This window comes from Streptococcus sp. NCTC 11567, from assembly GCF_902141215.1.
GTDB lineage: Bacteria > Bacillota > Bacilli > Lactobacillales > Streptococcaceae > Streptococcus > Streptococcus dysgalactiae.
Genome location: NZ_LR595857.1, coordinates 625,397 through 652,291 on the forward strand (window position 1 = coordinate 625,397; position 26,895 = coordinate 652,291).

Below are 26,895 nucleotides of genomic sequence, written 5' to 3' on the forward strand. Positions count from 1 at the left end.
TAAAAAAGTAATATAATCCTATTGGGGATGGATGATATAAAAAGGAGGACTAGCTATGAAAAAAATGCTAGGTCAATTAGGAGTAGTGGCCCTGTCAACTTGTTTTTTGGTAGCACCACTATATGTTAAAGCTGATACTAACCAATCAAGTATGGTATCTCGCGAATTGGATCGGAAAGATCATCTTTCGCAAACAGACCATCTTGAAAAAGTAAGTGCCGGCACGGCGCAAGTTGTTGAAGGAGTTATTCAAGAAAGGGGCGGAGACAGACTGACAGCTTTAAATGCCTATGTCCTAGGGACAGATGAGCATTTCCGAGTTTGGCCGTTCGAAATGGAACGAAACCTAACGGATCAGTTAGGTTCAGATTATGGTTCACAATACGACTTTGTCAAAATCAATCATAAGTGGGTTAATGGGGGAGATTCACTTTTATTGATAAAGAAAACAGGCTATGTTCTTAATAGCATAGAAGAGTATAATGCGTTAGTTCGCAAAACTATTCAGGATTTTGATTTGACAGATAAATTAGTGGTTGCTAGTTTTAATTTAAATGAGAGTATTCCTTTAAAATTATTATTAGCCAACGCTGGATTATCTATTGGTCAACAATCACATGATGTCACTATTGGCTCTCAAAGACTTTATTCAAGAAATATTCGCATGATGAATTATGTTGAAGGTGTTGGCAGTGGGGCTATTGGAGGCTATGAAAACTCAAATGCTAGCCTGAAACGTTACCTTGCGAACGATGAGAAAATCAAAGCCTTGATTGAAAAGTCGGGAGCAATGAAAGAGACGACTGAAAAAGAAAGGCTACGTAAATGGTGTCTTTATGTCACAAATACCTTTGATTACGATTTAGAAGGTAGTAGCATTGATAACAAGCAAGCCTATTACAGAGCTTCAGATATCTTTTCAGTGACCGAACGTCAAAAAGCGGTATGTGTCGGCTATAGCGCCATCACAGCAAGGGCCCTTAACCTAATGGGAATTAAAGCTTATGTCGTTGGTGGTGTCAATGATAGTGGCATTCCTCACCAGGTAACCAGAGTTCATTATGATGGGGCATGGTATTATCTCGACACAACGAGTGGCAATCGTCCAGGTAAAAAAGTAGAAATCACTCATTTTGGAAGAAACTATACGCCTGTGGAAATGTCAGTTCGTGAGGCCAATGGTCTTAGGGAAATGGAATACAGTAAAGCTTTTGAAGACTGGATGATGCGAAGCAACCCTAGTGAATGGTTGGTTTATGGTCGTAACCTTCAGGGAGAAAAAGCAAGTGCCACAACCTATTTAGATAACCAAGCTTTTGCGGAACTGTTTAAGAACCAATCAACGAAGATGACGTATTCACCAAAAGCAAGTAATGATAATAATCAGCCAGTTGAAGAAGCGTATGCTGAGGAAGTGACAACTTCCAGTCATAGCAGTTCAGCTACTTTTGGCACTGATGTTATAAGAAATAGTAGAGACATTAATCCTAAAAATGTGGTTAGCCAAGGAACATGGTATCATAATAAGCAAGGACAATATCGCTATGCTGTAAATGGTCAATTTGTTCAAAATCAATGGGTAAAAGATAACAATTACTATTACTACTGCGGCAGCGATTGTAATGTGGTGACAGGGAGTTATCAGATTGAAGGAAAATGGTACGTTTTTGACCAATTCGGACGTTTAACTTAAGGTATTGGGAGATTCTTGAGTGATAGCATCCTTAACGTCAGGCTGGGAGACTTGATGTAGTTAGTAGAAAAGGCAAATATCCCTGCGGATGTTTGTCTTTTTTGATGCCGAAAAAGAAAACAAAGGCAACTCTTTTTGGAAACGGATTCTAATCTAGAAAGCATCAGGTCCTTTTTTAAAATCTTGAAAAAGCTTTTAAATAAAGGTAAAATAGAAACCAAATAGAATGGATAGTGTGGGCTCAGATGAAAAAAATCAGAGAATTTCAAAATAAAAAAGTATTAATATTAGGCTTAGCTAGATCGGGCGAAGCAGCTGCAAGACTCTTAACCAAACTAGGTGCTCTTGTCACCGTTAATGATGGCAAACCTTTTGAAGAAAACCCAGCAGCACAAGCCTTGTTGGAAGAAGGTATTAAGGTTGTTTGTGGCAGTCATCCCCTAGAATTATTTGATGAAGACTTTGAATATATGGTCAAAAATCCAGGAATTCCTTACGATAACCCTATGGTTACACGTGCGCTTGAAAAACAAATTCCTGTCTTGACCGAAGTTGAGTTGGCTTATTTGGTATCTGAATCCCCTATTGTTGGGATTACAGGATCAAATGGAAAAACAACGACTACAACAATGATTGCCGATGTCTTAAATGCAGGTGGTCAATCTGCTTTATTATCAGGAAATATTGGTTATCCTGCCTCCGAAGTCGTTCAAAAAGCTAGCGCTAATGACACGCTAGTAATGGAATTATCCTCTTTCCAATTAATGGGGGTTGACGCGTTTAAGCCCCATATCGCTGTTATCACAAACCTGATGCCCACTCATCTCGATTATCATGGGAGTTTTGAGGATTATGTGGCGGCCAAATGGAGGATTCAGGCTGAAATGACAGCTGACGACTATCTCATTTTAAATGCTAATCAAGAAATCTCAGCGGCCTTAGCTAAAACAACTAAGGCAACGGTCATTCCTTTTTCAACTCAAGAAGTGGTGGACGGAACTTATCTGGAAGACGGCATGCTTTATTTTAAAGGACATCCTATAATGCCTGCGGCTAACTTGGGTGTTCCGGGTAGTCATAATATTGAGAATGCTTTAGCAGCAATTGCCGTGGCTAAATTGTCTGGCATTGCTGACGATGTTATTGTGGAAGTTCTTTCCCATTTTGGAGGAGTTAAACATCGCCTGCAACTTGTCGGGAAAATTAAAGATATAACCTTTTATAATGACAGTAAATCAACCAATATCTTAGCGACTCAGAAAGCTTTATCTGGCTTTGACAACAAGAAATTGATATTGATTGCAGGTGGTCTAGATCGGGGAAATGAATTTGACGATTTAGTACCAGACCTTAGAGGTTTGAAACAAATGATTATCTTGGGAGAATCAGCGGAGCGAATGAAGCGAGCAGCGGAAATGGCAAATGTTCCTTACCTTGAAGCAGCTGATGTTGCTGCTGCGACTGAATTAGCTTTCCAAGAAGCGCAGGCAGGAGATACAATCTTGCTTAGCCCAGCCAATGCTAGTTGGGACATGTATCCTAACTTTGAGGTCCGCGGGGATGAATTTTTGGCAACCTTTGCAAAATTAAAAGGAGATGCCTAATGTCTAAGAAGATTGTATTGACAGGTGGCGGAACTGTGGGCCATGTGACCTTAAATTTAATTCTTATTCCAAAGTTTATCAGCGACGGCTGGGAAGTACATTACATTGGAGACAAGAACGGCATTGAGTACCAGGAAATCAAAAAATCAGGACTTGATGTGACTTTTCATGCCATTGCCACTGGAAAGCTGCGCCGCTATTTTTCATGGCAAAATGTAGTGGATATCTTTAAGGTTGCGCTAGGCTTGTTGCAGTCACTGGTGGTTATCGCTAAGATTCGACCGCAAGCGCTCTTTTCTAAAGGTGGTTTTGTTTCCGTTCCACCTGTCATGGCTGCTAAATTGCTGGGGAAACCAGTGTTTATTCACGAATCTGATCGATCAATGGGGCTTGCTAATAAAATTGCCTATAAATTCGCGACCACCATGTATACCACTTTTGAGCAGGACCACCTCTTGCCTAGAACCAAGCATCTTGGTGCGGTAACAAAGGTTTCAGCAACTGCCCAAGAGGTGTCGGGGACCACTCAACTTGATGCCATTAAGTCTTATTTTAATAGTGACTTAAAAACCCTTTTATTTATTGGAGGTTCGGCAGGGGCTCAAGTCTTTAATCAGTTTGTTAGCGACCATCCGGAGTTAAGGCAGACTTATAATATTATTAATGTGACGGGAGATCCTAATCTTAATGAACTGAGTCCTAATCTCTATCGTGTAGATTATGTCACGGATTTATATCAGCCCTTAATGGGGATGGCGGATCTTGTTATCACTCGAGGAGGCTCGAATACCCTCTTTGAATTATTGGCAATGGCTAAGCTACATCTCATTGTACCTCTGGGAAGAGAAGCTAGCCGTGGTGATCAATTGGAGAATGCCGCTTATTTTGAAGCAAAGGGCTATGCCAAGCAGTTGTTGGAACCCGAATTAACTTTGGATAATCTTAAAAAGGCAATAGGAGAATTGTTCGATCACCAAGCGCATTATGAGGCAACGATGTTAGCCACAAAGGACATTCAGTCGTTGGACTTGATTTATGACCTTTTGAGAGCCGATATTAGCTCCGCGATTAAGGAGAAGTAAATGGCAAAAGATAAAGAGAAAAAAAATGACGATAAACTCATTTTGACAGAATGGCAAAAACGCAATATCGAATTTTTGAAGAAAAAGAAACAGCAAGCTGAGGAAGAAAAAAAACTCAAAGAGAAACTGTTGACTGAGAAAAAAGCACAACTTCAATCGACTTCAGAAGAAGATAAACCAGTTGAGCCCAAAGATGAGACGAAAAGCCCAAGCGCGGATGAACCACCTGTTCCTAAGAAGAAAAAAAAGATCAAGAAAGTAAAAGAGAAAAGTTTAAGTCAAATTGCCTTTCAAAAATCCTTACCTGTTATATTAGTATCGCTATTACTCATGGCAGCATCTATTTTCATGATTACCCCTTACAGTAAGGTTAAAGATTTTTCGATAAAAGGTAATCATCAAACGAATTTAGAAGAATTAGTAAAAGCAAGTAAGGTGAAAGCTTCAGATTACTGGCTCACCTTAGTGACATCCCCAGGTCCTTATGAACAAGCCATTGTTGACGCTAACCCCTGGGTTAAGTCTGTTAAGATGTCTTATCAGTTCCCTAATCATTTCCAGTTTAATGTGACCGAATTTGAGGTCATTGCCTACGCACAAGTTGAAGGAGGTTTTCAACCTATCTTGGAAAATGGTAAGCGAGTTGATAAGGTTAAGGCTTCAGAATTGCCAAAATCTTTTTTGATTATTAATTTAGAAGATGAAAAAGCTATCCAAGAATTGGTCAAACAACTAACAACCTTGCCTAAATCTTTAGTCAAAAACATAAAATCAGTTTCTTTGGCTGGTTCTAAAACCACATCAGATTTATTGGTTATTGACATGCATGATGGCAATCTGATCAGGGTTCCGCAATCACAACTTACCTTAAAACTACCTTACTATCAAAAATTGAAAAAAAATCTTGAAAGTGATAGTATAGTTGACATGGAAGTGGGAATCTATACCACAACAGCTGACATTGAAAATCAAGTAGAAGTACCAGTAGCAACAGAACAAAATACGTCTAACAAAGAAGGCGAAAGTGCTGATAGCAATCCGTCTCAAGACCAGTCAGGGAATCAACATGCTACTGATACAGGACAAGGTCAAGCGTCTGAGGAAACAGAGGTTACTAATCCAGATCAGGCAAGTCTATCGAACACCTAATTTTGGTATCAAAAATGCTTGTAAAAAGCCTTTTAAAACCAGATATAATCATGTTTGATTAAATTGACTAGAAAAAGTTAAGTTTATATAACAAAATGCGTAAAATGATAACATTTTACGTTTTTTTATGTTATAATATTCTCTGAATAATTCTGTTTTTTAGCAGTTTTTAGAATAGTAAAAGTTTGGAAAGTAAGTGAGGTCAAGTGAATGGCTAGAAATGGCTTTTTTACTGGTTTGGACATTGGAACAAGCTCAATAAAAGTTTTAGTTGCAGAATTTATTTCTGGTGAGATGAACGTCATTGGTGTGAGTAATGTTCCAAGTGCCGGCGTAAAAGATGGCATAATAATTGATATTGAGGCAGCAGCGACTGCCATCAAAACTGCAGTAGAACAAGCAGAAGAAAAAGCAGGAATGACAATTGAAAAGGTGAATGTTGGGTTACCAGCAAATCTGCTTCAAATTGAGCCAACACAGGGGATGATTCCTGTTCCAAGTGAATCAAAAGAAATCAAAGATGAAGATGTTGACAGTGTGGTAAAATCAGCCCTCACAAAAAGCATTACACCCGAACGTGAAGTGATTTCATTGGTTCCAGAAGAGTTTATTGTTGATGGTTTCCAGGGTATTCGTGATCCACGTGGTATGATGGGGATTAGGTTAGAAATGCGTGGCTTGATTTACACTGGCCCAAGTACCATCTTACACAATTTACGTAAAACAGTGGAGCGTGCAGGCATCAAGGTTGAAAATATTATTATTTCACCATTAGCAATGGCTAAGACTGTTTTAAATGAAGGTGAACGTGAGTTTGGTGCTACTGTTATTGATATGGGCGGTGGGCAAACAACAGTTGCCTCAATGAGAGCTCAAGAATTACAGTACACTAATATTTATGCAGAGGGTGGTGAGTATATCACCAAAGATATCTCTAAAGTATTGAAAACCTCTTTGTCTATTGCTGAAGCCTTGAAATATAATTTTGGTCAAGCTAACATAGATGAAGCAAGCCTGACAGAGACGGTTAAAGTAGATGTAGTTGGTAGCGAAGAACCAGTTGAAGTGACTGAACGTTACTTGTCTGAAATTATTTCAGCCCGTATCCGCCACATTTTAGATCGTGTGAAACAAGATTTGGAAAGAGGACGCTTGCTTGATTTACCAGGTGGTATTGTTCTCATTGGTGGTGGTGCTATTATGCCAGGTGTGGTTGAAGTTGCCCAAGATATTTTTGGAACAACTGTAAAACTTCACGTTCCAAACCAAGTTGGTATTCGAAACCCAATGTTTGCGAATGTGATTAGCTTGGTAGAATACGTGGGCATGATGTCAGAAGTAGATGTTCTTGCTCAAAATGCGGTTTCAGGTGAGGAATTCTTGAGACGTAAGCCAATTGACTTTACTGGTCAGGAGTCTTACTTGCCGGACTACAATGAGGCAAGAAGATCCGAAACACCTGTTCGCTATGAACAACAAGTACCACAAGCAACCTATGAGCCACAAGCACCTGCTGAACCTAAGCAAAAGATTTCAGAACGCGTTCGTGGTATCTTTGGAAGCATGTTTGACTAAAAGTAATAAAGTGAGGAAATAAAATGGCATTTTCATTCGATACGGCATCAATTCAAGGTGCAATCATTAAAGTAATCGGTGTTGGTGGAGGTGGCGGAAACGCCATCAATCGCATGATTGATGAAGGTGTTGCAGGTGTTGAGTTTATCGCTGCAAACACTGATATTCAAGCATTGAGTTCATCAAAGGCTGAAACAGTTATCCAGCTTGGACCAAAATTAACGCGTGGTCTAGGTGCTGGAGGCCAACCGGAAGTTGGTCGTAAAGCTGCTGAAGAAAGTGAAGAAGTTTTGTCAGAAGCTCTTACAGGTGCAGACATGGTCTTCATCACTGCTGGTATGGGTGGTGGATCTGGTACAGGAGCTGCACCAGTAATCGCACGTATTGCTAAAAGTCTAGGAGCCTTGACCGTAGCTGTTGTTACTCGTCCATTTGGATTTGAAGGAAATAAACGTGGTAACTTTGCAATTGAAGGTATCCAAGAATTGCGCGAGCAAGTTGACACGTTATTGATTATTTCAAATAATAACCTTCTTGAAATCGTTGATAAAAAAACACCATTGCTTGAAGCACTTAGCGAAGCTGACAACGTCCTACGCCAAGGTGTTCAAGGTATTACTGATTTGATTACAAGCCCAGGCCTTATTAACCTTGATTTTGCCGACGTGAAGACTGTTATGGCAAATAAAGGAAATGCCCTTATGGGTATCGGAATTGGTTCTGGAGAAGAACGTATCGTTGAAGCAGCTCGTAAAGCCATTTATTCACCACTTCTTGAAACAACCATTGATGGCGCAGAAGACGTTATCGTTAACGTGACAGGTGGACTTGACATGACCCTTACAGAAGCAGAGGAAGCTTCTGAAATCGTTGGTCAAGCAGCTGGTCAAGGAGTTAACATTTGGCTAGGAACATCTATTGATGATACGATGAAGGATGAAATTCGTGTCACAGTTGTTGCGACTGGTGTGCGACAAGATAAGGCTGAACAAGTATCTGGCTTCCGTCAACCACGTACATTTACTCAAGCGAATGCTCAACAAGCAGCTGGTGCTCAATATGCTTCAGAACAAGTGAAGCAACCTGTTCAACCAGGTTTTGACCGTCGTTCAAGTTTCGATTTTGATATGGGTGAAACACGCGAGATGCCGAATTCACAAACGTCTGCCCCAAGTCATAACCAGAACCAAGGGTCAGCATTTGGTAACTGGGATTTGAGACGTGATAATATTGCTCGCCCAACAGAAGGTGAACTGGATAACCAATTAAACATGTCAACTTTCTCAGCAAATGATGACATTGACGATGAATTAGAAACACCACCATTTTTTAAAAACCGTTAATAATGGATTTACAAAAAAATAAAAGGATTGTTTTTGACAATGTCCGCTTAGCTACTGAAGCAGCTCATAGACCTGAACATAGTGTTTCGGTCATAGCTGTGACAAAATATGTGGACAGTACAATTGCAGGTCAGCTTATTGATACCGGAATCGAGCATATCGCTGAAAACCGCGTGGATAAATTTCTTGATAAATATGAAGCATTAAAAGATAAATCGGTGACATGGCATCTCATTGGAACCTTACAACGTCGTAAAGTAAAGGATGTTATCAATTTTGTTGATTATTTCCATGCTTTGGATTCTGTAAAGTTAGCTTCAGAAATTGAAAAGAGAGCTGATCATCCTGTAAAGTGTTTTCTACAAGTTAATATTTCTGAAGAAGATAGCAAGCATGGCTTTAAAGTCTCTGAGATTGAAGCAGCAATTGAGGAGATTGGTAAGATGGAAAATATCCAGCTTGTCGGTCTCATGACGATGGCGCCAGCAGATGCTAGTCAAGAAAGAATTGCCTCTATCTTCCGAGAAGCTAATCAATTGAGAAAAAACTTGCAGTCAAAAAAAAGAAAGAACATGCCTTTTACAGAATTGAGTATGGGTATGAGTGGCGATTATTCAATTGCTATTCAGGAAGGCTCAACTTTCGTTCGTATTGGAACGTCTTTCTTTCACTAAATGGAGAATAAGATGGCAATTAAAGACACATTTAATAAGATGATTTCTTATTTTGATACTGATGGTGTTAATGAGGTGGAAGAAGAAGCAACAGATGCAACTGAAGAAGTTGCTTCAAGACCACAGCAGTCAGTGAGACCAAGTAGTCAGCCACAACAGGCACCGAGAGTCAGCCAATCACAACAAAGTCAACAAGTAAGACATCAAGCGCAGCCTCAGTCAAGATCTCAAACACAACCAAGACCAAGTGCATCTGAACGTCATTATCAGACGCAAGCAAGAAGTTCGCAAGAATCTATTGAGAGAAGGGGAAATCCAACCGTTCAAACTGCTGCTAGTCGTCGTGAGCAATATCAGCATGCTAGTCAACCTGATCAAACAACAATTGCCTTGAAATATCCTCGTAAATATGAGGATGCTCAAGAAATTGTTGATCTTCTGATTGTCAATGAGTGTGTCTTGATTGATTTTCAATACATGCTAGATGCTCAAGCTAGACGCTGTTTAGATTTTATTGATGGTGCAAGTAAGGTTCTTTATGGAACCTTGCAGAAGGTTGGGTCTTCTATGTATTTGTTGACCCCATCAAATGTATCTGTTAATATTGAAGATATGAATATCCCAAATAACGGCCAAGATATTGGTTTTGACTTTGATATGAAGAGACGGTAACTTATATGATATTGATATTATCTATCCTCCTTCGCTTAATCAGAGTTTACAGCTACTTGTTAATAGCTTATGCCCTATTATCATGGTTCCCAGGAGCTTATAACTCTTGGATTGGTCGTTTACTTAGCGGTATTGTTGAACCAGTCTTGAAGCCCTTTAGAGCATTGAACTTACAATTTGCGGGCCTTGATTTTACTATTTTTGTTATTATCATTGGTTTAAATTTCTTAGCTCAAATTTTGGTTAGAGTGTTTATTTAATGGTTAATCACAAACAACTTTATCAGCATTTTCATCCTGAGGAATATCCTTTTATTGAGAAAATGTCTGATATGATTAACAGGGTGGATAGTCACTATCTTTTAGAAGTCACTGATTTTTTAAATCCTAGAGAGATAACGATTCTAAAAAGTCTGGTTGCTCCAACGGATTTAAAGGTTTTTTCCTCAACAGATTATTATCCAAGTGAATATGGTCGTGTGATTGTTGCACCGGATTATTATGATTTGGATGAAGCTGATTTTCAGATAGCTTTGGTAGAAATAACCTATCAAGCAAAGTTTAATCAGTTAACGCATGGTCAAATTTTAGGCACTTTGATCAATGAACTGGGGATTAAACGAAGTCTACTTGGGGATATCTTTGTGGAAACAGGATATGCGCAACTCATGATTAATCGCCAGCTATTAGGTTATGTGTTAACAACCATTTCTAAAATAGCCAGAGCGAGTGTTTCGTTGAAGGAAATTCCTTTGAATCAACTGATCAAATCTTCTAATGATGCGCAACTTGTGGAGATCATGGTTTCGAGCCTTCGGTTAGATCGCTTGGTTGCGACGGTGTTGAAAAAATCTCGAGCACAAGCCATGACATTGATTGAAACTGACAAAGTGAAAGTTAACTACCGGCAGGTTCATAAGGTAGCTGATCATTTAGCCATAGGGGATATGGTGAGCATTAGAGGTTATGGTCGGTTTACCCTTCTAACGGATAATGGATTGACCAAAAATGGGAAATACAAATTGACGCTTAGTAAAATGATGCATAAATAAGGAGACATAATGGCACTTACAGCACTAGAAATTAAAGATAAAACGTTTAAAACCAAATTCCGTGGATATAGTGAAGAGGAAGTTAACGAATTCCTTGACATTGTTGTTGACGACTATGAGGCTTTAGTTCGTAAAAATCGTGACAACGAAGCGCGTATTAAAGACCTTGAGGAAAAATTATCTTATTTTGATGAAATGAAAGAGTCACTTAGCCAGTCTGTAATCTTAGCTCAAGAAACAGCTGAAAAAGTGAAAGCAACGGCTAATGCGGAAGCAACAAACTTGGTTAGCAAAGCGACTTATGATGCTCAGCACTTGCTGGATGCATCAAAAGCAAAAGCAAATCAAATGTTACGTGATGCAACTGACGAAGCGAAGCGTGTGGCGATTGAGACAGAAGAATTGAAACGTCAAACTCGTGTTTTCCATCAACGTTTGATTTCATCAATTGAGTCACAATTGAGTTTATCAAATTCACCTGAATGGGATGAGTTGTTACAGCCAACCGCAATTTACCTTCAAAATTCGGATGCAGCGTTCAAAGAAGTTGTAAAGACTGTTCTTAATGAAGATATTCCGGATTCTGATGACAGTGCTTCTTTTGATGCTACACGTCAGTTTACTCCGGAAGAACTAGAGGAATTGCAACGTCGTGTTGATGAAAGTAACAAAGAATTAGAAGCTCACCAACAAGAGCAGCAGAATGAGGTAGAAGCTGAACCTGTAAATCTTAGTGAGACACAAACGTTTAAATTGAATATTTAAGATATAGAAAAACAAGGTGGTTTGCTTACAATCACAGCAAGCGGGAGACGATGAGAGTCCTGCATTCCCTGAGCATTCACATTATCATTTTCTTATATTTTCGCTGAATGACAGTAGGCGAAGAGGTTGGCTCACCTTACGAGCAAAGAGGGAATAGTTATTTTGTAGCTATTCTGAACTAAGGTGGTACCACGAGCTTTCGTCCTTTTTTGAGACGAGGCTTTTTTTATATAGTTTCAAGATTGTTTAGAAGGAGTTTGATACAATGAAATTAAAAGAAACACTTAATCTTGGGAAAACAGCATTTCCAATGCGGGCTGGTCTTCCTAATAAAGAACCACAATGGCAAGCAGCTTGGGAAGAAGCAGATTTGTACACAAAGCGCCAAGAACTTAATGCTGGCAAACCAGCTTTCCATCTTCATGATGGTCCTCCATATGCCAATGGAAATATTCACGTTGGGCATGCTCTTAATAAAATTTCAAAAGATATTATTGTTCGCTCTAAGTCTATGTCAGGCTTCCATGCACCTTATGTTCCAGGTTGGGATACACATGGTCTTCCAATCGAACAAGTCTTGGCTAAACAAGGTGTGAAGCGTAAGGAAATGGATTTGGCTGACTATCTTGATATGTGCCGTCAATACGCTTTAAGCCAAGTGGATAAACAACGTGATGACTTCAAACGTCTGGGTGTGTCAGCGGACTGGGAGAACCCTTACGTGACTTTGGACCCACAATTTGAAGCTGATCAAATCCGTGTCTTTGGAGCGATGGCTGATAAAGGATACATCTATCGTGGCGCTAAACCAGTTTATTGGTCTTGGTCTTCAGAATCGGCCTTGGCAGAAGCTGAAATTGAATACCATGATATTGATTCAACCTCTTTATACTACGCCAATAAAGTTAAAGATGGTAAAGGCATCCTTGATACTAATACGTATATCGTTGTTTGGACAACAACACCATTTACCGTTACAGCATCACGCGGTTTGACTGTTGGTCCTGATATGGATTATCTTGTGGTGAAACCTGCTGGTTCAGACCGTCAATATGTTGTGGCAGAAGGTCTTTTGAATAGCCTTGCTGGAAAATTTGGCTGGGAATCTTTTGAAACTTTAGCCAGCCATAAAGGAGCTGATTTAGAGTACATTGTGACAGAACACCCATGGGATACTGACGTAGAAGAATTGGTTATCCTTGGTGACCATGTTACCCTTGAGTCAGGGACAGGGATTGTCCACACAGCACCAGGTTTTGGTGAAGATGACTACAATGTTGGTACAAAATATAAACTGGAAGTTGCTGTGACAGTTGATGAACGTGGTCTCATGATGGAAAATGCAGGTCCAGATTTCCACGGACAATTTTATAACAAGGTAACGCCGATTGTCATTGATAAACTTGGTGACCTCTTATTAGCACAAGAAGTGATCAATCACTCCTACCCATTTGACTGGCGGACGAAAAAACCAATCATCTGGCGTGCTGTACCGCAATGGTTTGCTTCTGTTTCTGACTTCCGTCAGGATATTTTAGATGAAATTGAAAAAACAACTTTCCATCCTTCTTGGGGTAAAACACGTCTTTATAATATGATTCGTGATCGTGGTGATTGGGTTATTTCTCGTCAACGTGCTTGGGGTGTTCCACTTCCAATCTTCTATGCGGAAGATGGCACAGCTATTATGACTAAGGAAGTGACAGATCATGTGGCCAATTTATTCCAAGAAAATGGCTCAATCATTTGGTGGCAAAAAGAAGCTAAAGACCTATTGCCAGAAGGCTTCACTCATCCAGGGTCACCAAATGGTGAGTTTACAAAAGAGACTGATATCATGGATGTTTGGTTTGACTCTGGTTCTTCTTGGAATGGTGTTATGAATGCTAGGGACAACCTATCTTATCCAGCTGACCTATACCTAGAAGGTTCTGACCAGTATCGTGGTTGGTTCAATTCATCCTTAATCACTTCTGTGGCTGTTAACGGTCATGCTCCTTATAAGGCTATCTTATCGCAAGGCTTTGTTCTTGATGGTAAGGGAGAAAAAATGTCTAAATCAAAAGGCAATATCATTTCTCCAAATGATGTGGCTAAACAATATGGTGCAGATATTCTCCGTCTCTGGGTAGCTTCTGTGGATACCGATAATGATGTCCGTGTTTCTATGGAGATTCTTGGTCAAGTCTCTGAAACCTACCGTAAAATCCGTAACACCCTTCGCTTCTTGATTGCTAATACATCTGATTTCAACCCTGCTACGGATACAGTAGCTTATGCAGACTTAGGAGCTGTTGATAAGTACATGACAATTGTCTTTAATCAGTTGGTAGCAACGATTAATGACGCTTATGAGCGTTATGACTTTATGACTATTTACAAAGCAGTGGTGAACTTTGTTACGGTTGATTTATCAGCCTTCTATCTTGATTTTGCTAAAGACGTTGTCTATATTGAAGCTGCCAACAGCTTAGAACGTCGTCGCATGCAGACAGTCTTCTATGATATCTTGGTTAAGATTACGAAGTTATTGACGCCAATATTGCCTCACACTACTGAAGAAATCTGGTCTTATCTAGAGCATGAGTCAGAAGCATTTGTTCAATTGGCAGAGATGCCTGTGGCAGAAACCTTCTCAGCTCAAGAGGATATTTTAGAAGCTTGGTCAGCTTTCATGACTTTGCGTACCCAAGCTCAAAAAGCTTTGGAAGAAGCGCGAAATGCCAAGGTTATTGGGAAATCATTGGAAGCTCATTTAACTATCTACGCTAGCGAAGAAGTGAAAACCTTGTTGATAGCGTTGGATAGCGATATTGCTTTACTTTTGATCGTGTCTCAATTAACCATCGCTGACTTGGCAGATGCTCCTGCTGATGCCGTAGCATTTGAAGGTGTTGCCTTTACAGTTGAACATGCAGTGGGAGAAGTTTGTGAGCGTTCACGCCGTATTGACCCAACTACTCGCATGCGTTCTTACAATGCATTTGTCTGCGACCATAGCGCTAAGATCATTGAAGAAAATTTCCCAGAAGCTGTTGCTGAAGGGTTTGAAGACAGTGGTAAATAATTCTATACTTTACTTAGGTAGTACGGATGGTAGCAACTTCCTACGGGATTTTATACCTAGATGTTGAGCCTAAGTCTCAAAATCTCCAAACGCCAGAAACATCATGTTTCTGGCGTTTTTGTTCTGGCGTAAAGTACCCAGTTTGGGTCGCCTCTGACGAACACAATGCAAACAGTGATACTACTTTTGATAATATTGTAAACAAATTCTCTTAGAGCTACATTGCCTACAACCTGATGATTTTTTAGTATGATGACATAAGCTCATTTAGCCTATGTTAACTGCTGTTACTGCATTTTAAAGTAAGGATGATATGACATATAATAAGATCTCATCATGATGACTAAAAAAACTTAGGCCCTTTAAAAAGGACCTAAGTTAGAGTAATGTCGCTAACTGCTTCTAGACAATTGTTTGGAATGAAATTTCAATCAAGTTATTCGTATGTAGGGTCTTGGATTGCCCAGGAATAACGATAGCAGGGTCAATTTTACGTTTCATGAAAAATTCACGAATCACTTCAAGTTCATCTTCCTTGATGGCACGGTATTTATTTGAAATTAGTAGTTCGTAATGCTTTGGTGCTTGGGTAAAAATGACATCTGTATTTCCTGCTGAATAAACCTCAACTAAACGAGCATCTGTATTCTGCAGCTGATTTCTGACGAGTTCTGGGTGACTACTAGTCGTGTTGATGAGTCTCATAAATGTCCTCCTGAATATCCTATACCTATTATAGCACTATTTAAAAGAGTTAGTTAGTAGAATGATGCTTTTTTTGCCATTGCTCAACACCCCATTTATGACTTCCGCGTTTTAATTTAGAGATAGCTTCTTCAGTAGAAAACCAAGCCAAAGTGTTGAAATCTTCTAAGGGTTGAGAAACTTCTTGAAACGCAGTCACTTCATAAAGATAGGCTGGATGATAGAAATGGGTATCACGATGGCGAGAGTAGAAGTATTCATCAGCTTGACCATAGTAAGCACCAATATGAGCAGTAAATCCTAGTTCTTCCAATAACTCACGTTCTAAGGCCTGAGCATGATTTTCACCAGCCTCAATTTCACCACCAGGTAAAAACCAAGCGCCATTAGGAGCTTGCACGAGAATCACTTTGGTCCGTTCTTGATTAGGAATGATGGCATAAACACCATACCGTGCCACATAGTTTTCATGTTCACTATAGTTACCGAATGTTGGAATTGTCATCGTATCCCTCCTTTTTCTTATTATACTAAATTTTGAGCCATTATTCTTATAAAAATGTTTTCTTTTGACTAGTTCACGAAAAAAAGAGAGTTTCAATGAGAAAACTCTCTTTTAGGTTTAGTTCTCGTCGGTCTTATCTTGTTTAGCTGTTACCGTTTCATCTTTTTTGGCAGCTTTAATCATGATATTACTGTTACTTGTCATTATGGCACGCAAGTCCTTTTCAGTGGGGTGTTCCAAATAGTAGTCCGTAATCGCATCTTCGATATAATCTTGGATGGTACGACGGAGTGGTCGAGCACCCATTTTAGGATCATAGCCTAAATCTACTAATTTTTCTTTGACTTTTTGTGTCACATCAAGGTGAATCTCATTATAGCTTAAGCGCTTATTAACATCTTCCAGCATTAAATCAACGATATGCAAGAGGTTATCTTTGCTCAAGGCCTTAAATTCAATAATACCATCGAAACGGTTCATGAACTCTGGGCTGAAGAAGTTACTTAATTCACCAAGGACAGAGCTTGTTCGTCCTTCTCTAGCTGCACCAAATCCAACAGAAGCTTCGCTTTTACCTGTTCCAGCATTAGAGGTCATGATAATAATAGTATCCTTGAAGCTGACTGTCCGTCCTTGACCATCTGTTAAACGGCCATCATCAAGAACTTGTAAAAACATGTGCATGACGTCAGGATGAGCCTTTTCCACCTCATCTAAGAGAATAAGTGAATATGGGTTGCGGCGAACTTGTTCCGTTAACTGGCCAGCTTCTTCATAGCCCACATAACCAGGAGGAGCCCCGACTAATTTAGCAACGGCATGTTTTTCCATGTATTCGGACATATCAAAGCGAATCATATTGTCAGCAGAGCCAAAGAGTTCAATAGCTAGTTGCTTAGACAACTCTGTTTTACCAACACCTGTTGGCCCAACGAATAGGAAAGAACCAATAGGACGATTTGGAGTTCCCAATCCCACACGGTTCCGGCGAATGGCCTTGGCAATTTTGTCAACGGCATCATCTTGGCCAATCACGTGAGCTTTCAAATCATTAGCCAAATTAACGAGTTGAGATTGTTCTTTTTCTTTCAAGTCGCCAACTGGAATATTGGTTTTTTGTTCAATGATGGCTTCAATGGTTTTTTCAGTAATGATAGGAATATCCTGTTCGTCGACTTTTTGAGCTTGCATTTCCTTGAATTTCGCAATTTGATCACGGAAATAGGCTGCTCGTTCGTAATCTTCGTCACGAGTTGCTTGAGCTTTGAGGTTTTCTGCTTCAATCAGACGTTTGTCAATCTCTTTAGGGTCAACAAAATTAAGAGTTAAATTCATTTTTGAACCAGCTTCATCCAGAAGGTCAATGGCCTTATCAGGGAGGAATCGGTCTTGGATGTAGCGATTGGATAAGTGTGCAGCAGCCTCGATAGCTGCTGGGCTATATTTGACATGATGATAGTCTTCATATTTGGGTTGGATACCTTTTAAGATGGTAATGGTTTCTTCTACAGAAGGTTCGTCAACTTTCACCGGCTGCATCCGCCGCTCCAAGGCAGCATCTTTTTCAATAATACGGTATTCATTTAAGGTAGTAGCACCAACGAGTTGCAACTCACCACGGGCCAAGGCTGGTTTTAAAATATTGCCAGCATCCATATTGCCATCTCCAGCAGAACCAGCACCTACAATTTCATGAATTTCATCAATAAAGAGAATCACATCTTTGCGTTGACGAATTTCTTCCATTAATTTTTGCATGCGTTCTTCGAATTGACCACGGATACCTGTGCCTTGAACAAGACTAACCACATCTAGACGGATCACTTGCTTACCTTGCAATTTGTGAGGTACTGTGCCATCTACAATTTTTTGGGCTAGACCTTCTACAACAGCTGTTTTACCAACTCCTGGTTCCCCAATAAGCACAGGGTTATTTTTAGTCCGACGGTTAAGGATTTCGATGACACGTGTAATCTCGTCATCTCGACCGATGACAGGGTCAATATCACCATGTCTTGCAATATCGGTCACATTAATGCCAAATTCTTCTAGTAAGCCTTTTGCTTGCTGATTTGGTGTTTGTGGCTGAGTGGGACGTTGTCCATTGAAATGACCACCATGGCGTCCCCCACCATTTCCATTTTGCCCTGCCTGAGTAGGTGGGGTATTTGGAAGGTTGCCAAAGGCTCTAAAATTATTTAAGTCCCCAAAAAAGTCATCAAAGAAGGGGTTGGATGAGCGTTCTTGGGCTCTTTGACCTCCATTTAGGCCACCTAAAATAGGATTAGTAGGGTCAGTCTTCATGATTTGATAACAGTTTTGACAAAGGTCAACTTGTTTTTGTTTTCCATTAACATTCGTGTAGAGGTGAATGGTTGATTCGTTTAAATTACAATTTTGACAAAGCATAATATACCTCCAAGGGTTTATCTAAAAGTCAAAGTCATTTAGTCAAAAATGGTCAAACTTTATACTCATATTATAGCACCACTGTTTTGGAAATCAAGTAAAAAGCTTATGATGTTAGCACTGTCAGGGATAGAGTGATAACTGATCTTGTCAGCCCTGCTATTTTCAAAAGATTAAGAAGTAGGAGGCACAAAAGGCTAAAAATGAGAAAATCTGAAGAAAAATGCTACTTTTCTTGTTTGTTTGGCGCGAATTGTGTTAAAATAATAGGGATAAAAAACGAATAGGAGAAACGAAATGGAATCACATTTGGTGAGAATCATCAATCGTTTGGAATTGATGGTAACAGATGGCGGTAATCTCAAGCGAAATTTTGAACGTGATGGTGTTGTTGTAGCAGAAGTTGCCTTTTCAAATGACCCTGAAAACGGACCAGTTTTCACATTGCGCGATATCGAAGCGCGTGAGTCATATTCCTTTGATAGTATTGACTTGATTGCAATGGAAATCTACGATTTATTATATTAAGCTGAATATCATAAAGAGACTTGCCTGAGGCAGGTCTTTTTATTGCCAAAAAAGTATTGTATTAATATTCATTGAATGGTATAATTATCTTTATTGTTGTGACCTTAGGACTTATAAGGAGATATAGATGGATTTATCATTTTTGCCCAAATACTGGGCCTACTTTAACTATGGTGTTCTTGTCACCATTATGATTTCGGCTAGTGTCGTCTTTTTTGGAACCATTATTGGGGTTTTGGTAACACTAATCAAACGTACTCAAATAAAGCCTTTGACTTGGCTAGTCAATACTTATGTGTGGATTTTTCGTGGGACACCAATGGTCGTTCAAATTATGATTGCCTTTGCTTGGATGCATTTTAATCAAATGCCAACTATCGGTTTTGGCGTTTTGAATTTAGATTTTTCAAGATTACTTCCTGGTATTATTATCATTTCGTTGAATAGCGGTGCTTACATTTCAGAAATTGTTAGAGCTGGTATCGAAGCTGTTCCAAAAGGGCAACTTGAAGCAGCCTATTCACTAGGTATCCGCCCTAGAAATGCCATGCGCTATGTGATTTTGCCTCAAGCCTTTAAGAATATTCTTCCTGCTTTAGGCAATGAATTTATCACGATCATTAAAGATAGTGCTCTCTTGCAAACTATTGGTGTTATGGAACTTTGGAATGGAGCTCAGTCAGTAGCAACAGCTACCTATTCTCCAATTGCTCCTTTACTAGTTGCTGCTTTTTACTATTTAATGGTCACGACAGTGCTATCACAATTATTGGCAGTCTTAGAGCGTCGCATGGCACAAGGAGGTAATCATTAATGACAGAACCTATTATTGCAATAAAAGCGTTACACAAATATTATGGGCAAAACGAGGTGCTTAAAGGAATTGATTTAAACATTATGTCAGGAGAAGTCGTGGTGATTATTGGCCCTTCTGGTTCTGGAAAATCAACTTTACTTCGTACCATGAACCTTCTTGAGGTTCCTACGAAAGGTCAGATAACGTTTGAAGGCATTGACATTACAGATAAAAGAAATGACATTTTTACAATGCGTGAAAAAATGGGAATGGTATTTCAACAATTTAATCTTTTCCCTAATATGACCGTTTTAGACAATATTACCTTGTCACCTATTAAAACGAAAGGCATTTCTAAAGTAGAAGCTGACAAAACAGCTTTGGCACTGTTAGATAAAGTTGGATTGTCAGAAAAAGCCAATGCTTACCCATCTAGTCTATCTGGGGGACAGCAGCAGCGAATTGCGATTGCGCGTGGCCTAGCTATGGATCCAGACGTCTTACTATTTGACGAGCCTACTTCAGCCTTGGATCCCGAAATGGTGGGTGAGGTTTTGGCTGTTATGCAGGATTTGGCTAAATCTGGGATGACGATGGTCATTGTCACCCATGAAATGGGCTTTGCTAAAGAAGTCGCAGACCGTGTGATTTTTATGGATGGCGGCGTTATTGTGGAAGAAGGAAGTCCGGACCAACTTTTTGATCTGACTAAAGAAGAACGTACAAAAGATTTTTTAAGCAAAGTGCTCTAACAATCAAATTATCTCTTGTTAAACTTGAGTCTATGCAGACTCAAGTTTTTTTTGATGACAACTCCTAAGGGGGTGCTATTGCCATTTCTTTTTTAGAATCATTATTATATGAGATTGAAAAGACAAAAAACTTAAAGCACCTTGTAGTGAGAAGAGCAGAGTATGTTATAATGGACACTGTAATTAAAAGGAGAGCTTATGATGAAATTATCTCAGGTAAGAAGTGGCATCGCCTATCAGGTACTTAGCATAGCATTACCTCAAGACCATCAGAGGCATCTAGCTCATCTTGGCATCAAGAAAGGAAGCCAAGTCAAGGTCATGTCGCAGACGAAGCAAAATGCAATTTTGATGATTAAAACAAGTCGTCTGGCCTTTGACAAGAATCTTTTAGATGCTATTGAGGTCAGTGAGGTTGATGAAGGAGGGCAAACACTTCCTTTATCAGAATTAGAAATCATGGAAGTGGCTATTGTCGAAGCTATTTATGCGAGCAAGGAAACGAAGCGGCGCTTAATGGATATGGGACTAACGAGGGGAACTCGTTTTCAGTTACGTAAGCGAGCGCCTTTAGGTGACCCTCTAGAAATTAGTTTGAGGGGGTATGAGCTAAGTTTACGTCAGTCGGAAGCTCAATTAATTGCTGTACGGCAGCTAGAAGATGAGGACATGTCATGACAAAAATGGCCTTGATTGGTAATCCTAACAGTGGAAAAACGAGTCTTTTTAACCTCTTAACAGGAACTAATCAGCGGGTAGGAAATTGGCCTGGTGTTACGGTTGATCGTAAAAGTGGTTTGTTAAAGTCAGATAAGACAATTGAGATTCAAGATCTCCCTGGTGTTTACTCAATGTCACCCTATAGTCCAGAAGAACAGGTTGCAAGAGACTACCTGCTTAGCCAAGATGCTCAAGCTATTATTAACGTGGTAGACGGTACTCATTTGGAGCGGAACCTCTACTTGACCACACAACTGATGGAAATGGGCATGCCTTTAGTTATGGCGCTCAACATGTCTGATGTGTTAGAAGCTAGTCAAAAACAGATTAATCTGGATAAGCTAAGTTACCAACTGGGTTTTCCCATTGTAGCAACCAGTGCTTTAAAAAACACAGGGCTTAACCAGCTAATTAGCAGTTGCCAAAAGGAAATAGCATATCCTAAGGAAACACCTTATTTTCCGATTTATGATAATCGATTGGAAGCGGCACTAGCTCAAATCATGGAAGTGTTGCAGGGAGTTGATTTAGGAATGGCCTGGCGATATTATAGTCTTAAATTATTTGAACGAGACCCTTTAGTTCAGCAAGTCTTAGCTTTGGAGGATGCTCTTGCCAAAGAAATTGAAATGATTATTAAGATCACTGAAGATGTTTTTGGGGAGGATGCTGAATCTATTGTTATTAATGAGCGCTATGCATATATTGAACAAGTTTGTCACATGGCTCAGATTGAAACTAATGATTTGGAATGGCGACGTTCAGACCAAATTGATCGCATTGTCACCAATCGATTTTTAGCACTCCCCATTTTTGCTTTAGCCATGTTTTTGGTCTATTTTTTAGCTATTCAAACGGTGGGAACCATGGGAACGGATTGGGTCAATGATGTTTTATTTGGCGACTATGTTCCGAATGCAGCCAGCACAGCCTTAGACTATCTAAGGGTTGAAGCCTGGTTACAATCTCTCATTATTGATGGGATTCTTGCAGGGATTGGTGCTGTTATAGGATTTGTTCCTCAAATTTTTGTTCTTTTTATCTGCCTAGGCATTTTAGAAGATATTGGCTATATGAGTCGGATTGCTTTTGTTATGGACCGTATTTTTAGACGATTTGGGCTTTCTGGCAAATCTTTTATTCCTATGCTTATTGCGACAGGTTGTGGTGTTCCGGCTATTATGGCCAGCCGCACTATTGAAAATGAGCGAGACCGGAAAATTACAATCATGACAGCTACTTTTATGCCTTGTTCTGCCAAGCTAGCGATTATTGCGCTAATTTCTGGAGCTTTTTTCCCTAATAATCCTTTCATTGCTCCGAGTGCTTACTTTGTGGGAATTGCTTCTATTATTTTATCTGGAATTGCTCTTAAAAAGACCAAGTTATTAGGCGGACAGGCTAGTCCCTTTATTATGGAATTGCCAGCCTATCATTTACCTAATATGTTAACGGTGACGCATTATGCCTTTGGGAAGGCATGGAGTTTTGTCAAACGAGCCGGCACCATTATTTTTGCATTGACGATTTTAATCTGGTTTTTGTCAACTTATAATGGCCATTTGCAGGTTGTTGAAACAGACCACAGTCTGCTAGCTGACTTTGGTCGCCTCTTTGCTTGGCTTTTTAAACCGTTAGGATTTGGCAATTGGAAAGCAACCGTGGCAGCTCTTACTGGTTTATTGGCCAAAGAAACCGTAGTGGCTACCTTCGGTATCTTATATCATCAGGCAGACGCGACGGAAACCAGCAGGGCCCTCTGGGCTAGCCTTCAAATGGATTATACTGCCTTAGCTGCTTATTCATTTTTGCTGTTTAATTTGTTGTGTGCGCCTTGTTTTGCGGCCATCGGTGCTATCAAACGTGAAATGAATAGCGTCAGGTGGTCACTATTAGCCATCGGTTTTCAGACAGGGCTAGCTTATCTTCTCAGTTTTATCCTTTATCAGGTGGGGTTGGTCTTTATGGGGCAAGAAGTCACTTTCTGGACGATTTTGGCAGGAATCGGGATAGTTGCTCTCTTATATGCTATTTTGAGAAAACCAGCATTTGCGTCTGATCAAGTTATTACCATGAGCAACCTTGAGCGTATTAGTCAGGAGGAAAAAAACTAATGTCAACTCTTATTTTAGCAGCTGTGATCGGTATTCTTGTTGTCCTAGCCCTTACCCATTATTATAAACAAAAGGGCTCTTGTGGGGACTGTCAGTGTTCTTGTCCTATCAAGGAAGATATGGAAAAAACTCAACAAATAAAAAAATAACGCTTTAGAAAAGTCATGTTTTAGTGGCTCACCTCATCATCCTTGTTAAAAGCCTTTGGTTCATACGGACTGAAGGCTTTTCGATATGCAGCTATTAAGGTTTTTGAGAGGCGCTTGCTTTCGTTTTCTGTTACAATAAGAAAAAGTGACAGTGCACGTGAGACCTAACAAAGAACGAGAAAGGAATAAGATATGGTTTCCGTAATGTGGTTTCGTAGAGACTTAAGAGTAGAGGACCAAAAAGCTTTGGCTCGTGCTATTGCCAGTCAGTCTCCAACTTTATGTGTGTTTCAATTTAATCAAGAGCAACTCAATCAGCCTCCAAGTCGAAATCAGTCAGCTGTTGTAGCAAGTGTTTTGGCATTTAAAGAGGAGTTGAAAGAAAAAGGGATTGATCTCTATGTGATGCATGGTGATTTAATCACTTGTTTTGAGCAGTTAGCCCAACAGTTAGACCAGTGGACGGACGTGTATTTCAATTATGATGAGTCAGGGTTTGGTCGCAGGCGAGACCAACAAGCAGCGCAATGGTTTAGAGCAAAAAAGATTAATATTCATGCTTACCAGGATCATTATTTGCATGGTAGTCAAGAAATAAAGAATCAGTCAGGGCAGTATTATAAGGTCTTTACACCATACTATCGCGTCTGGCAATGCCTTCCTAAAGAAACGCCAGTTGTTGTTGATTTATCTCGGGGAAATTGGTTAAGTCTAAAAATACCTCAAGCAACTTTGGAGTTGATTGAAACGTTAAAAGATACGACTTTTAATGATGTGATGACTGTTAAAGAAGCCAAGGAAAAGCTAAATTATTTTGTGGACAACCAACTAGCTGACTATGATACAACGAGAGATTTTCCATCCCGGTGTGGGACAAGCTTCTTATCGCCTTATTTAAGATTAGGAATGGTTAGTATACGGACAGTCTATCAAGCTATTAGCCAAGCACCTGCTAGTTCAGGACAAGCAGTTTTCCTTAAAGAATTAGCTTGGCGTGATTTTTACCATATGGTTTATGTGGCCAACCCCAATCAGAAAAAGCTAGCCATACAAGAAGCTTTTCGTCATTTAGAATGGGACGAAAACCCAGCAGCTTTCAAGGCATGGAAAGAAGGACAAACAGGATATCCTATTATTGATGCAGCTATGAAACAATTACTAGCGACGGGGTGGATGCATAATCGCTTACGCATGGTAGTAGCCTCCTTTTTAACCAAGGATCTGCAGATTGATTGGCGTTTGGGGGAAGCTTATTTTCAAGAACAGTTGATTGATTATGATGCTGCAAGTAATATTGGTGGTTGGCAGTGGGCTGCCTCCGTCGGAACGGATGCGGTTCCTTATTTTAGGATTTTTAACCCGGTCACTCAAGGCAAACGATTTGATCCAGATGGTGAGTTCATAAGGTCTTACCTGCCTAGCTTGGTTAGCGTTCCTCAAAAGTACCTTTATGAGCCTTGGAAAATGCCAGAGGCTCTACAAGAAAGTATTGCTTGTATTATTGGGAAAGATTATCCTCATCCTCTAGTGGATCATGCAGAGCAACGCAAACGAGCGATTGCTAGGTATGAATGGGCGAAGGAAAAAGCGCAAATGCAAGAGGAGAGGCTTCATTAAAATGGCTGCACTTGCGTTTGTTAATGTGGATTAATTAAAAAAATAAGTTGACTTAATCGTTGTTATTTGTTACTATTCAGATAGTTTCTTTAAAGGATATTCCTGACGATGGAACAACTTTTATTATGTGATCTTAGAATAGGAAATGTCATATGACTTACAAAGAGGTTTATCAAGAGTGGTTAACAAATGATGCGCTCAGTGAAGACATCAAGAAAGATTTAGTAGCAATTCAAGATAATGAGACTGAGATTCAAGATCGGTTTTACAAGACACTTGAATTTGGGACAGCAGGGCTAAGAGGCAAGCTTGGTGCAGGAACCAATCGTATGAATACTTATATGGTTGGAAAAGCTGCCCAAGCTTTAGCCAATACTATCATTGATCATGGTGCTGAGGCAGTTGCAAGAGGGATTGCTGTTAGCTATGATGTGCGTTATCAGTCTCAAGAATTTGCAGAGTTAACGTGCTCTATTATGGCGGCGAATGGTATCAAGGCTTATATTTATAAGGGCATTAGACCAACACCCATGTGTTCCTATGCTATTCGTGCCTTGGGTTGTGTCTCAGGGGTCATGATTACCGCTAGTCATAATCCACAAGCCTATAACGGTTACAAGGCTTATTGGCAAGAAGGGTCTCAAATTCTAGATGATATTGCAGACCAGATTGCAGGCCATATGGCTGAGTTGACTGATTATCAATCCATTAAGCAAATGCCTTTCAAGGAAGCCTTAGCGAGCGGTCTTGTTAGCTATATTGATGATAGCGTTGAAGAAGCATACAAGCAAGAAGTCCTTGGTTTAGCCATTAACGATATGTCTATTGATAAGTCCGTTCGTGTGGTTTATACGCCCCTTAACGGCGTTGGGAATTTACCAGTGCGTGAAATCTTGAAACGTCGTGGTTTTGGCAATGTTTATGTGGTTCCTGAACAAGAACTACCCGATCCTGACTTTACAACAGTTGGTTACCCTAACCCAGAAGTCCCTAAAGCCTTTGCCTATTCCGAAAAATTAGGCAAGGAAGTTGATGCCGATATTCTGATTGCGACTGACCCAGACTGTGATCGTGTGGCTTTAGAAGTGAAAAATTCAGCAGGAGAGTATGTCTTTTTAAATGGCAATAAAATCGGTGCGCTCTTGTCTTATTACATTTTTTCACAGCGTTCAGCCTTAGACAATTTGCCAGAGCATCCTGTTTTGGTCAAGTCTATTGTGACAGGTGATTTGTCACGGGCTATTGCGAGCCATTATGGAGTTGAAACCGTTGAAACCTTGACTGGTTTTAAGAACATTTGTGGCAAGGCAAATGAATACGAAGTGACCAAGGCTAAAAGCTATCTCTTTGGTTACGAGGAGAGTATTGGTTTTTGCTACGGAACCTTTGTTCGGGACAAAGACGCTGTTAGTGCCTCGATGATGGTTGTGGAGATGGCTGCCTATTATAAGGAAAGAGGCCAAACCTTACTGGATGTTTTAGAAAACATCTACACTACTTTTGGCTATTATAACGAACGACAGATTGCCTTGGAATTAGAGGGGGTTGAAGGTCAAGAACGTATTGCTAGAATCATGAATGATTTTCGTCAACGTCCTCTAAAAGCAGTGGCAGACATGACTTTACAAACGACGATTGACTTCAAAGAAGGTTATCAAGAATTTCCCAAACAAAACTGCCTCAAGTATTATTTTGATGAAGAGTCTTGGTATGCTCTTAGGCCATCTGGAACAGAACCAAAAATCAAACTTTATCTCTACACCATTGGGCAAACACAAGCTGATAGTCTTGCTAAATTAGATGCTATTGAAGCAGCTTGTCGCAAGAAAATAGAACAGGTTCAGTGATAATCATGTCAACAAAAGAGGCTTTCAGAAAGCTTCTTTTTTGAATTAGGAGGCCATTTCGATAGGCTTTATGCTATG

The 26,895-nt window shown here is 39.9% G+C and carries 23 protein-coding genes; 20 read left to right on the top strand and 3 right to left on the bottom strand.

Annotated elements, in window-relative coordinates:
- Positions 1-55 precede the first annotated feature (55 nt).
- The 12 genes from FQT67_RS03350 (at position 56) to ileS (ending at position 14,675) form a co-directional block, all read left to right on the top strand.
- Positions 56-1,693: a transglutaminase domain-containing protein gene (locus FQT67_RS03350; RefSeq protein WP_143936366.1), complete on the top strand. Its 1,638-nt coding sequence runs from the start codon at positions 56-58 to the stop codon at positions 1,691-1,693.
- A gap of 245 nt (positions 1,694-1,938) precedes the next feature.
- Positions 1,939-3,297: a UDP-N-acetylmuramoyl-L-alanine--D-glutamate ligase gene (murD, locus tag FQT67_RS03355; protein WP_046176957.1), complete on the top strand. Its 1,359-nt coding sequence runs from the start codon at positions 1,939-1,941 to the stop codon at positions 3,295-3,297.
- Complete coding sequence (locus FQT67_RS03360) at positions 3,297-4,379, top strand: UDP-N-acetylglucosamine--N-acetylmuramyl-(pentapeptide) pyrophosphoryl-undecaprenol N-acetylglucosamine transferase (protein WP_046176956.1); 1,083 nt, start codon at positions 3,297-3,299, stop codon at positions 4,377-4,379. The genes murD and FQT67_RS03360 overlap by 1 nt, the downstream gene beginning before the upstream one ends.
- Positions 4,380-5,528, top strand: coding sequence for a cell division protein FtsQ/DivIB (locus FQT67_RS03365; protein ID WP_143936367.1), 1,149 nt, complete (start codon positions 4,380-4,382; stop codon positions 5,526-5,528).
- A gap of 210 nt (positions 5,529-5,738) precedes the next feature.
- Entirely contained in the window at positions 5,739-7,103 is a 1,365-nt protein-coding gene (ftsA, locus tag FQT67_RS03370; RefSeq protein ID WP_003059854.1) for a cell division protein FtsA, read from the top strand.
- Positions 7,104-7,126: 23 nt separating this feature from the next.
- Positions 7,127-8,446, top strand: a complete 1,320-nt coding sequence (gene ftsZ / locus FQT67_RS03375) for a cell division protein FtsZ (protein WP_003056737.1) — start codon at positions 7,127-7,129, stop codon at positions 8,444-8,446.
- 2 nt (positions 8,447-8,448) lie between these two features.
- On the top strand, positions 8,449-9,120 hold the full coding sequence (locus FQT67_RS03380; RefSeq protein ID WP_046176954.1) for a YggS family pyridoxal phosphate-dependent enzyme: 672 nt from the start codon (positions 8,449-8,451) through the stop codon (positions 9,118-9,120).
- A gap of 12 nt (positions 9,121-9,132) precedes the next feature.
- Positions 9,133-9,792, top strand: a complete 660-nt coding sequence (locus FQT67_RS03385) for a cell division protein SepF (protein WP_046176953.1) — start codon at positions 9,133-9,135, stop codon at positions 9,790-9,792.
- A gap of 5 nt (positions 9,793-9,797) precedes the next feature.
- On the top strand, positions 9,798-10,052 hold the full coding sequence (locus tag FQT67_RS03390) for a YggT family protein (RefSeq protein ID WP_003051849.1): 255 nt from the start codon (positions 9,798-9,800) through the stop codon (positions 10,050-10,052).
- The gene (locus FQT67_RS03395; protein ID WP_046176952.1) at positions 10,052-10,843 is read left to right on the top strand and encodes an RNA-binding protein; all 792 of its coding nucleotides are present in this window, start codon (positions 10,052-10,054) and stop codon (positions 10,841-10,843) included. The genes FQT67_RS03390 and FQT67_RS03395 overlap by 1 nt, the downstream gene beginning before the upstream one ends.
- A 9-nt stretch (positions 10,844-10,852) precedes the next feature.
- Positions 10,853-11,608, top strand: a complete 756-nt coding sequence (locus FQT67_RS03400; RefSeq protein ID WP_012767283.1) for a DivIVA domain-containing protein — start codon at positions 10,853-10,855, stop codon at positions 11,606-11,608.
- Between the two features lie 265 nt (positions 11,609-11,873).
- Entirely contained in the window at positions 11,874-14,675 is a 2,802-nt protein-coding gene (ileS, locus tag FQT67_RS03405; protein WP_046176951.1) for an isoleucine--tRNA ligase, read from the top strand.
- A 402-nt stretch (positions 14,676-15,077) separates the two neighbouring features.
- Here ileS and FQT67_RS03410 read toward each other — a convergent pair whose 3' ends face one another.
- The 3 genes from FQT67_RS03410 to FQT67_RS03420 form a co-directional block, all read right to left on the bottom strand.
- Positions 15,078-15,380: a DUF1827 family protein gene (locus FQT67_RS03410; RefSeq protein WP_046176950.1), complete on the bottom strand. Its 303-nt coding sequence runs from the start codon at positions 15,378-15,380 to the stop codon at positions 15,078-15,080.
- A 49-nt stretch (positions 15,381-15,429) separates the two neighbouring features.
- Positions 15,430-15,885 carry an NUDIX hydrolase gene (locus FQT67_RS03415; protein ID WP_046176949.1) on the bottom strand — a complete coding sequence of 152 codons (456 nt, stop codon included), beginning with the start codon at positions 15,883-15,885 and terminating at the stop codon, positions 15,430-15,432.
- 117 nt (positions 15,886-16,002) lie between these two features.
- Positions 16,003-18,294: an ATP-dependent Clp protease ATP-binding subunit gene (locus tag FQT67_RS03420; protein WP_080148002.1), complete on the bottom strand. Its 2,292-nt coding sequence runs from the start codon at positions 18,292-18,294 to the stop codon at positions 16,003-16,005.
- 297 nt (positions 18,295-18,591) lie between these two features.
- Between FQT67_RS03420 and FQT67_RS03425 the strand changes: the two genes are divergently transcribed.
- The 8 genes from FQT67_RS03425 (at position 18,592) to FQT67_RS03460 (ending at position 26,817) form a co-directional block, all read left to right on the top strand.
- Positions 18,592-18,822: a DUF1797 family protein gene (locus FQT67_RS03425; protein WP_003051836.1), complete on the top strand. Its 231-nt coding sequence runs from the start codon at positions 18,592-18,594 to the stop codon at positions 18,820-18,822.
- A gap of 127 nt (positions 18,823-18,949) precedes the next feature.
- Positions 18,950-19,636: an amino acid ABC transporter permease gene (locus tag FQT67_RS03430; RefSeq protein WP_003051835.1), complete on the top strand. Its 687-nt coding sequence runs from the start codon at positions 18,950-18,952 to the stop codon at positions 19,634-19,636.
- Positions 19,636-20,370, top strand: coding sequence for an amino acid ABC transporter ATP-binding protein (locus FQT67_RS03435; protein ID WP_003061973.1), 735 nt, complete (start codon positions 19,636-19,638; stop codon positions 20,368-20,370). Before FQT67_RS03430 ends, FQT67_RS03435 begins: the two co-directional genes overlap by 1 nt.
- A gap of 198 nt (positions 20,371-20,568) precedes the next feature.
- Positions 20,569-21,048, top strand: coding sequence for a ferrous iron transport protein A (locus FQT67_RS03440; protein WP_003056958.1), 480 nt, complete (start codon positions 20,569-20,571; stop codon positions 21,046-21,048).
- Positions 21,045-23,204, top strand: coding sequence for a ferrous iron transport protein B (gene feoB / locus FQT67_RS03445; RefSeq protein WP_003056946.1), 2,160 nt, complete (start codon positions 21,045-21,047; stop codon positions 23,202-23,204). The genes FQT67_RS03440 and feoB overlap by 4 nt, the downstream gene beginning before the upstream one ends.
- Positions 23,204-23,353, top strand: a complete 150-nt coding sequence (locus FQT67_RS03450; protein WP_003056932.1) for a hypothetical protein — start codon at positions 23,204-23,206, stop codon at positions 23,351-23,353. The genes feoB and FQT67_RS03450 overlap by 1 nt, the downstream gene beginning before the upstream one ends.
- Before the next feature lie 192 nt (positions 23,354-23,545).
- Positions 23,546-24,970, top strand: a complete 1,425-nt coding sequence (locus FQT67_RS03455) for a deoxyribodipyrimidine photo-lyase (protein ID WP_046176948.1) — start codon at positions 23,546-23,548, stop codon at positions 24,968-24,970.
- Positions 24,971-25,122: 152 nt separating this feature from the next.
- The gene (locus tag FQT67_RS03460; RefSeq protein WP_003056970.1) at positions 25,123-26,817 is read left to right on the top strand and encodes a phospho-sugar mutase; all 1,695 of its coding nucleotides are present in this window, start codon (positions 25,123-25,125) and stop codon (positions 26,815-26,817) included.
- Positions 26,818-26,895 lie beyond the last annotated feature (78 nt).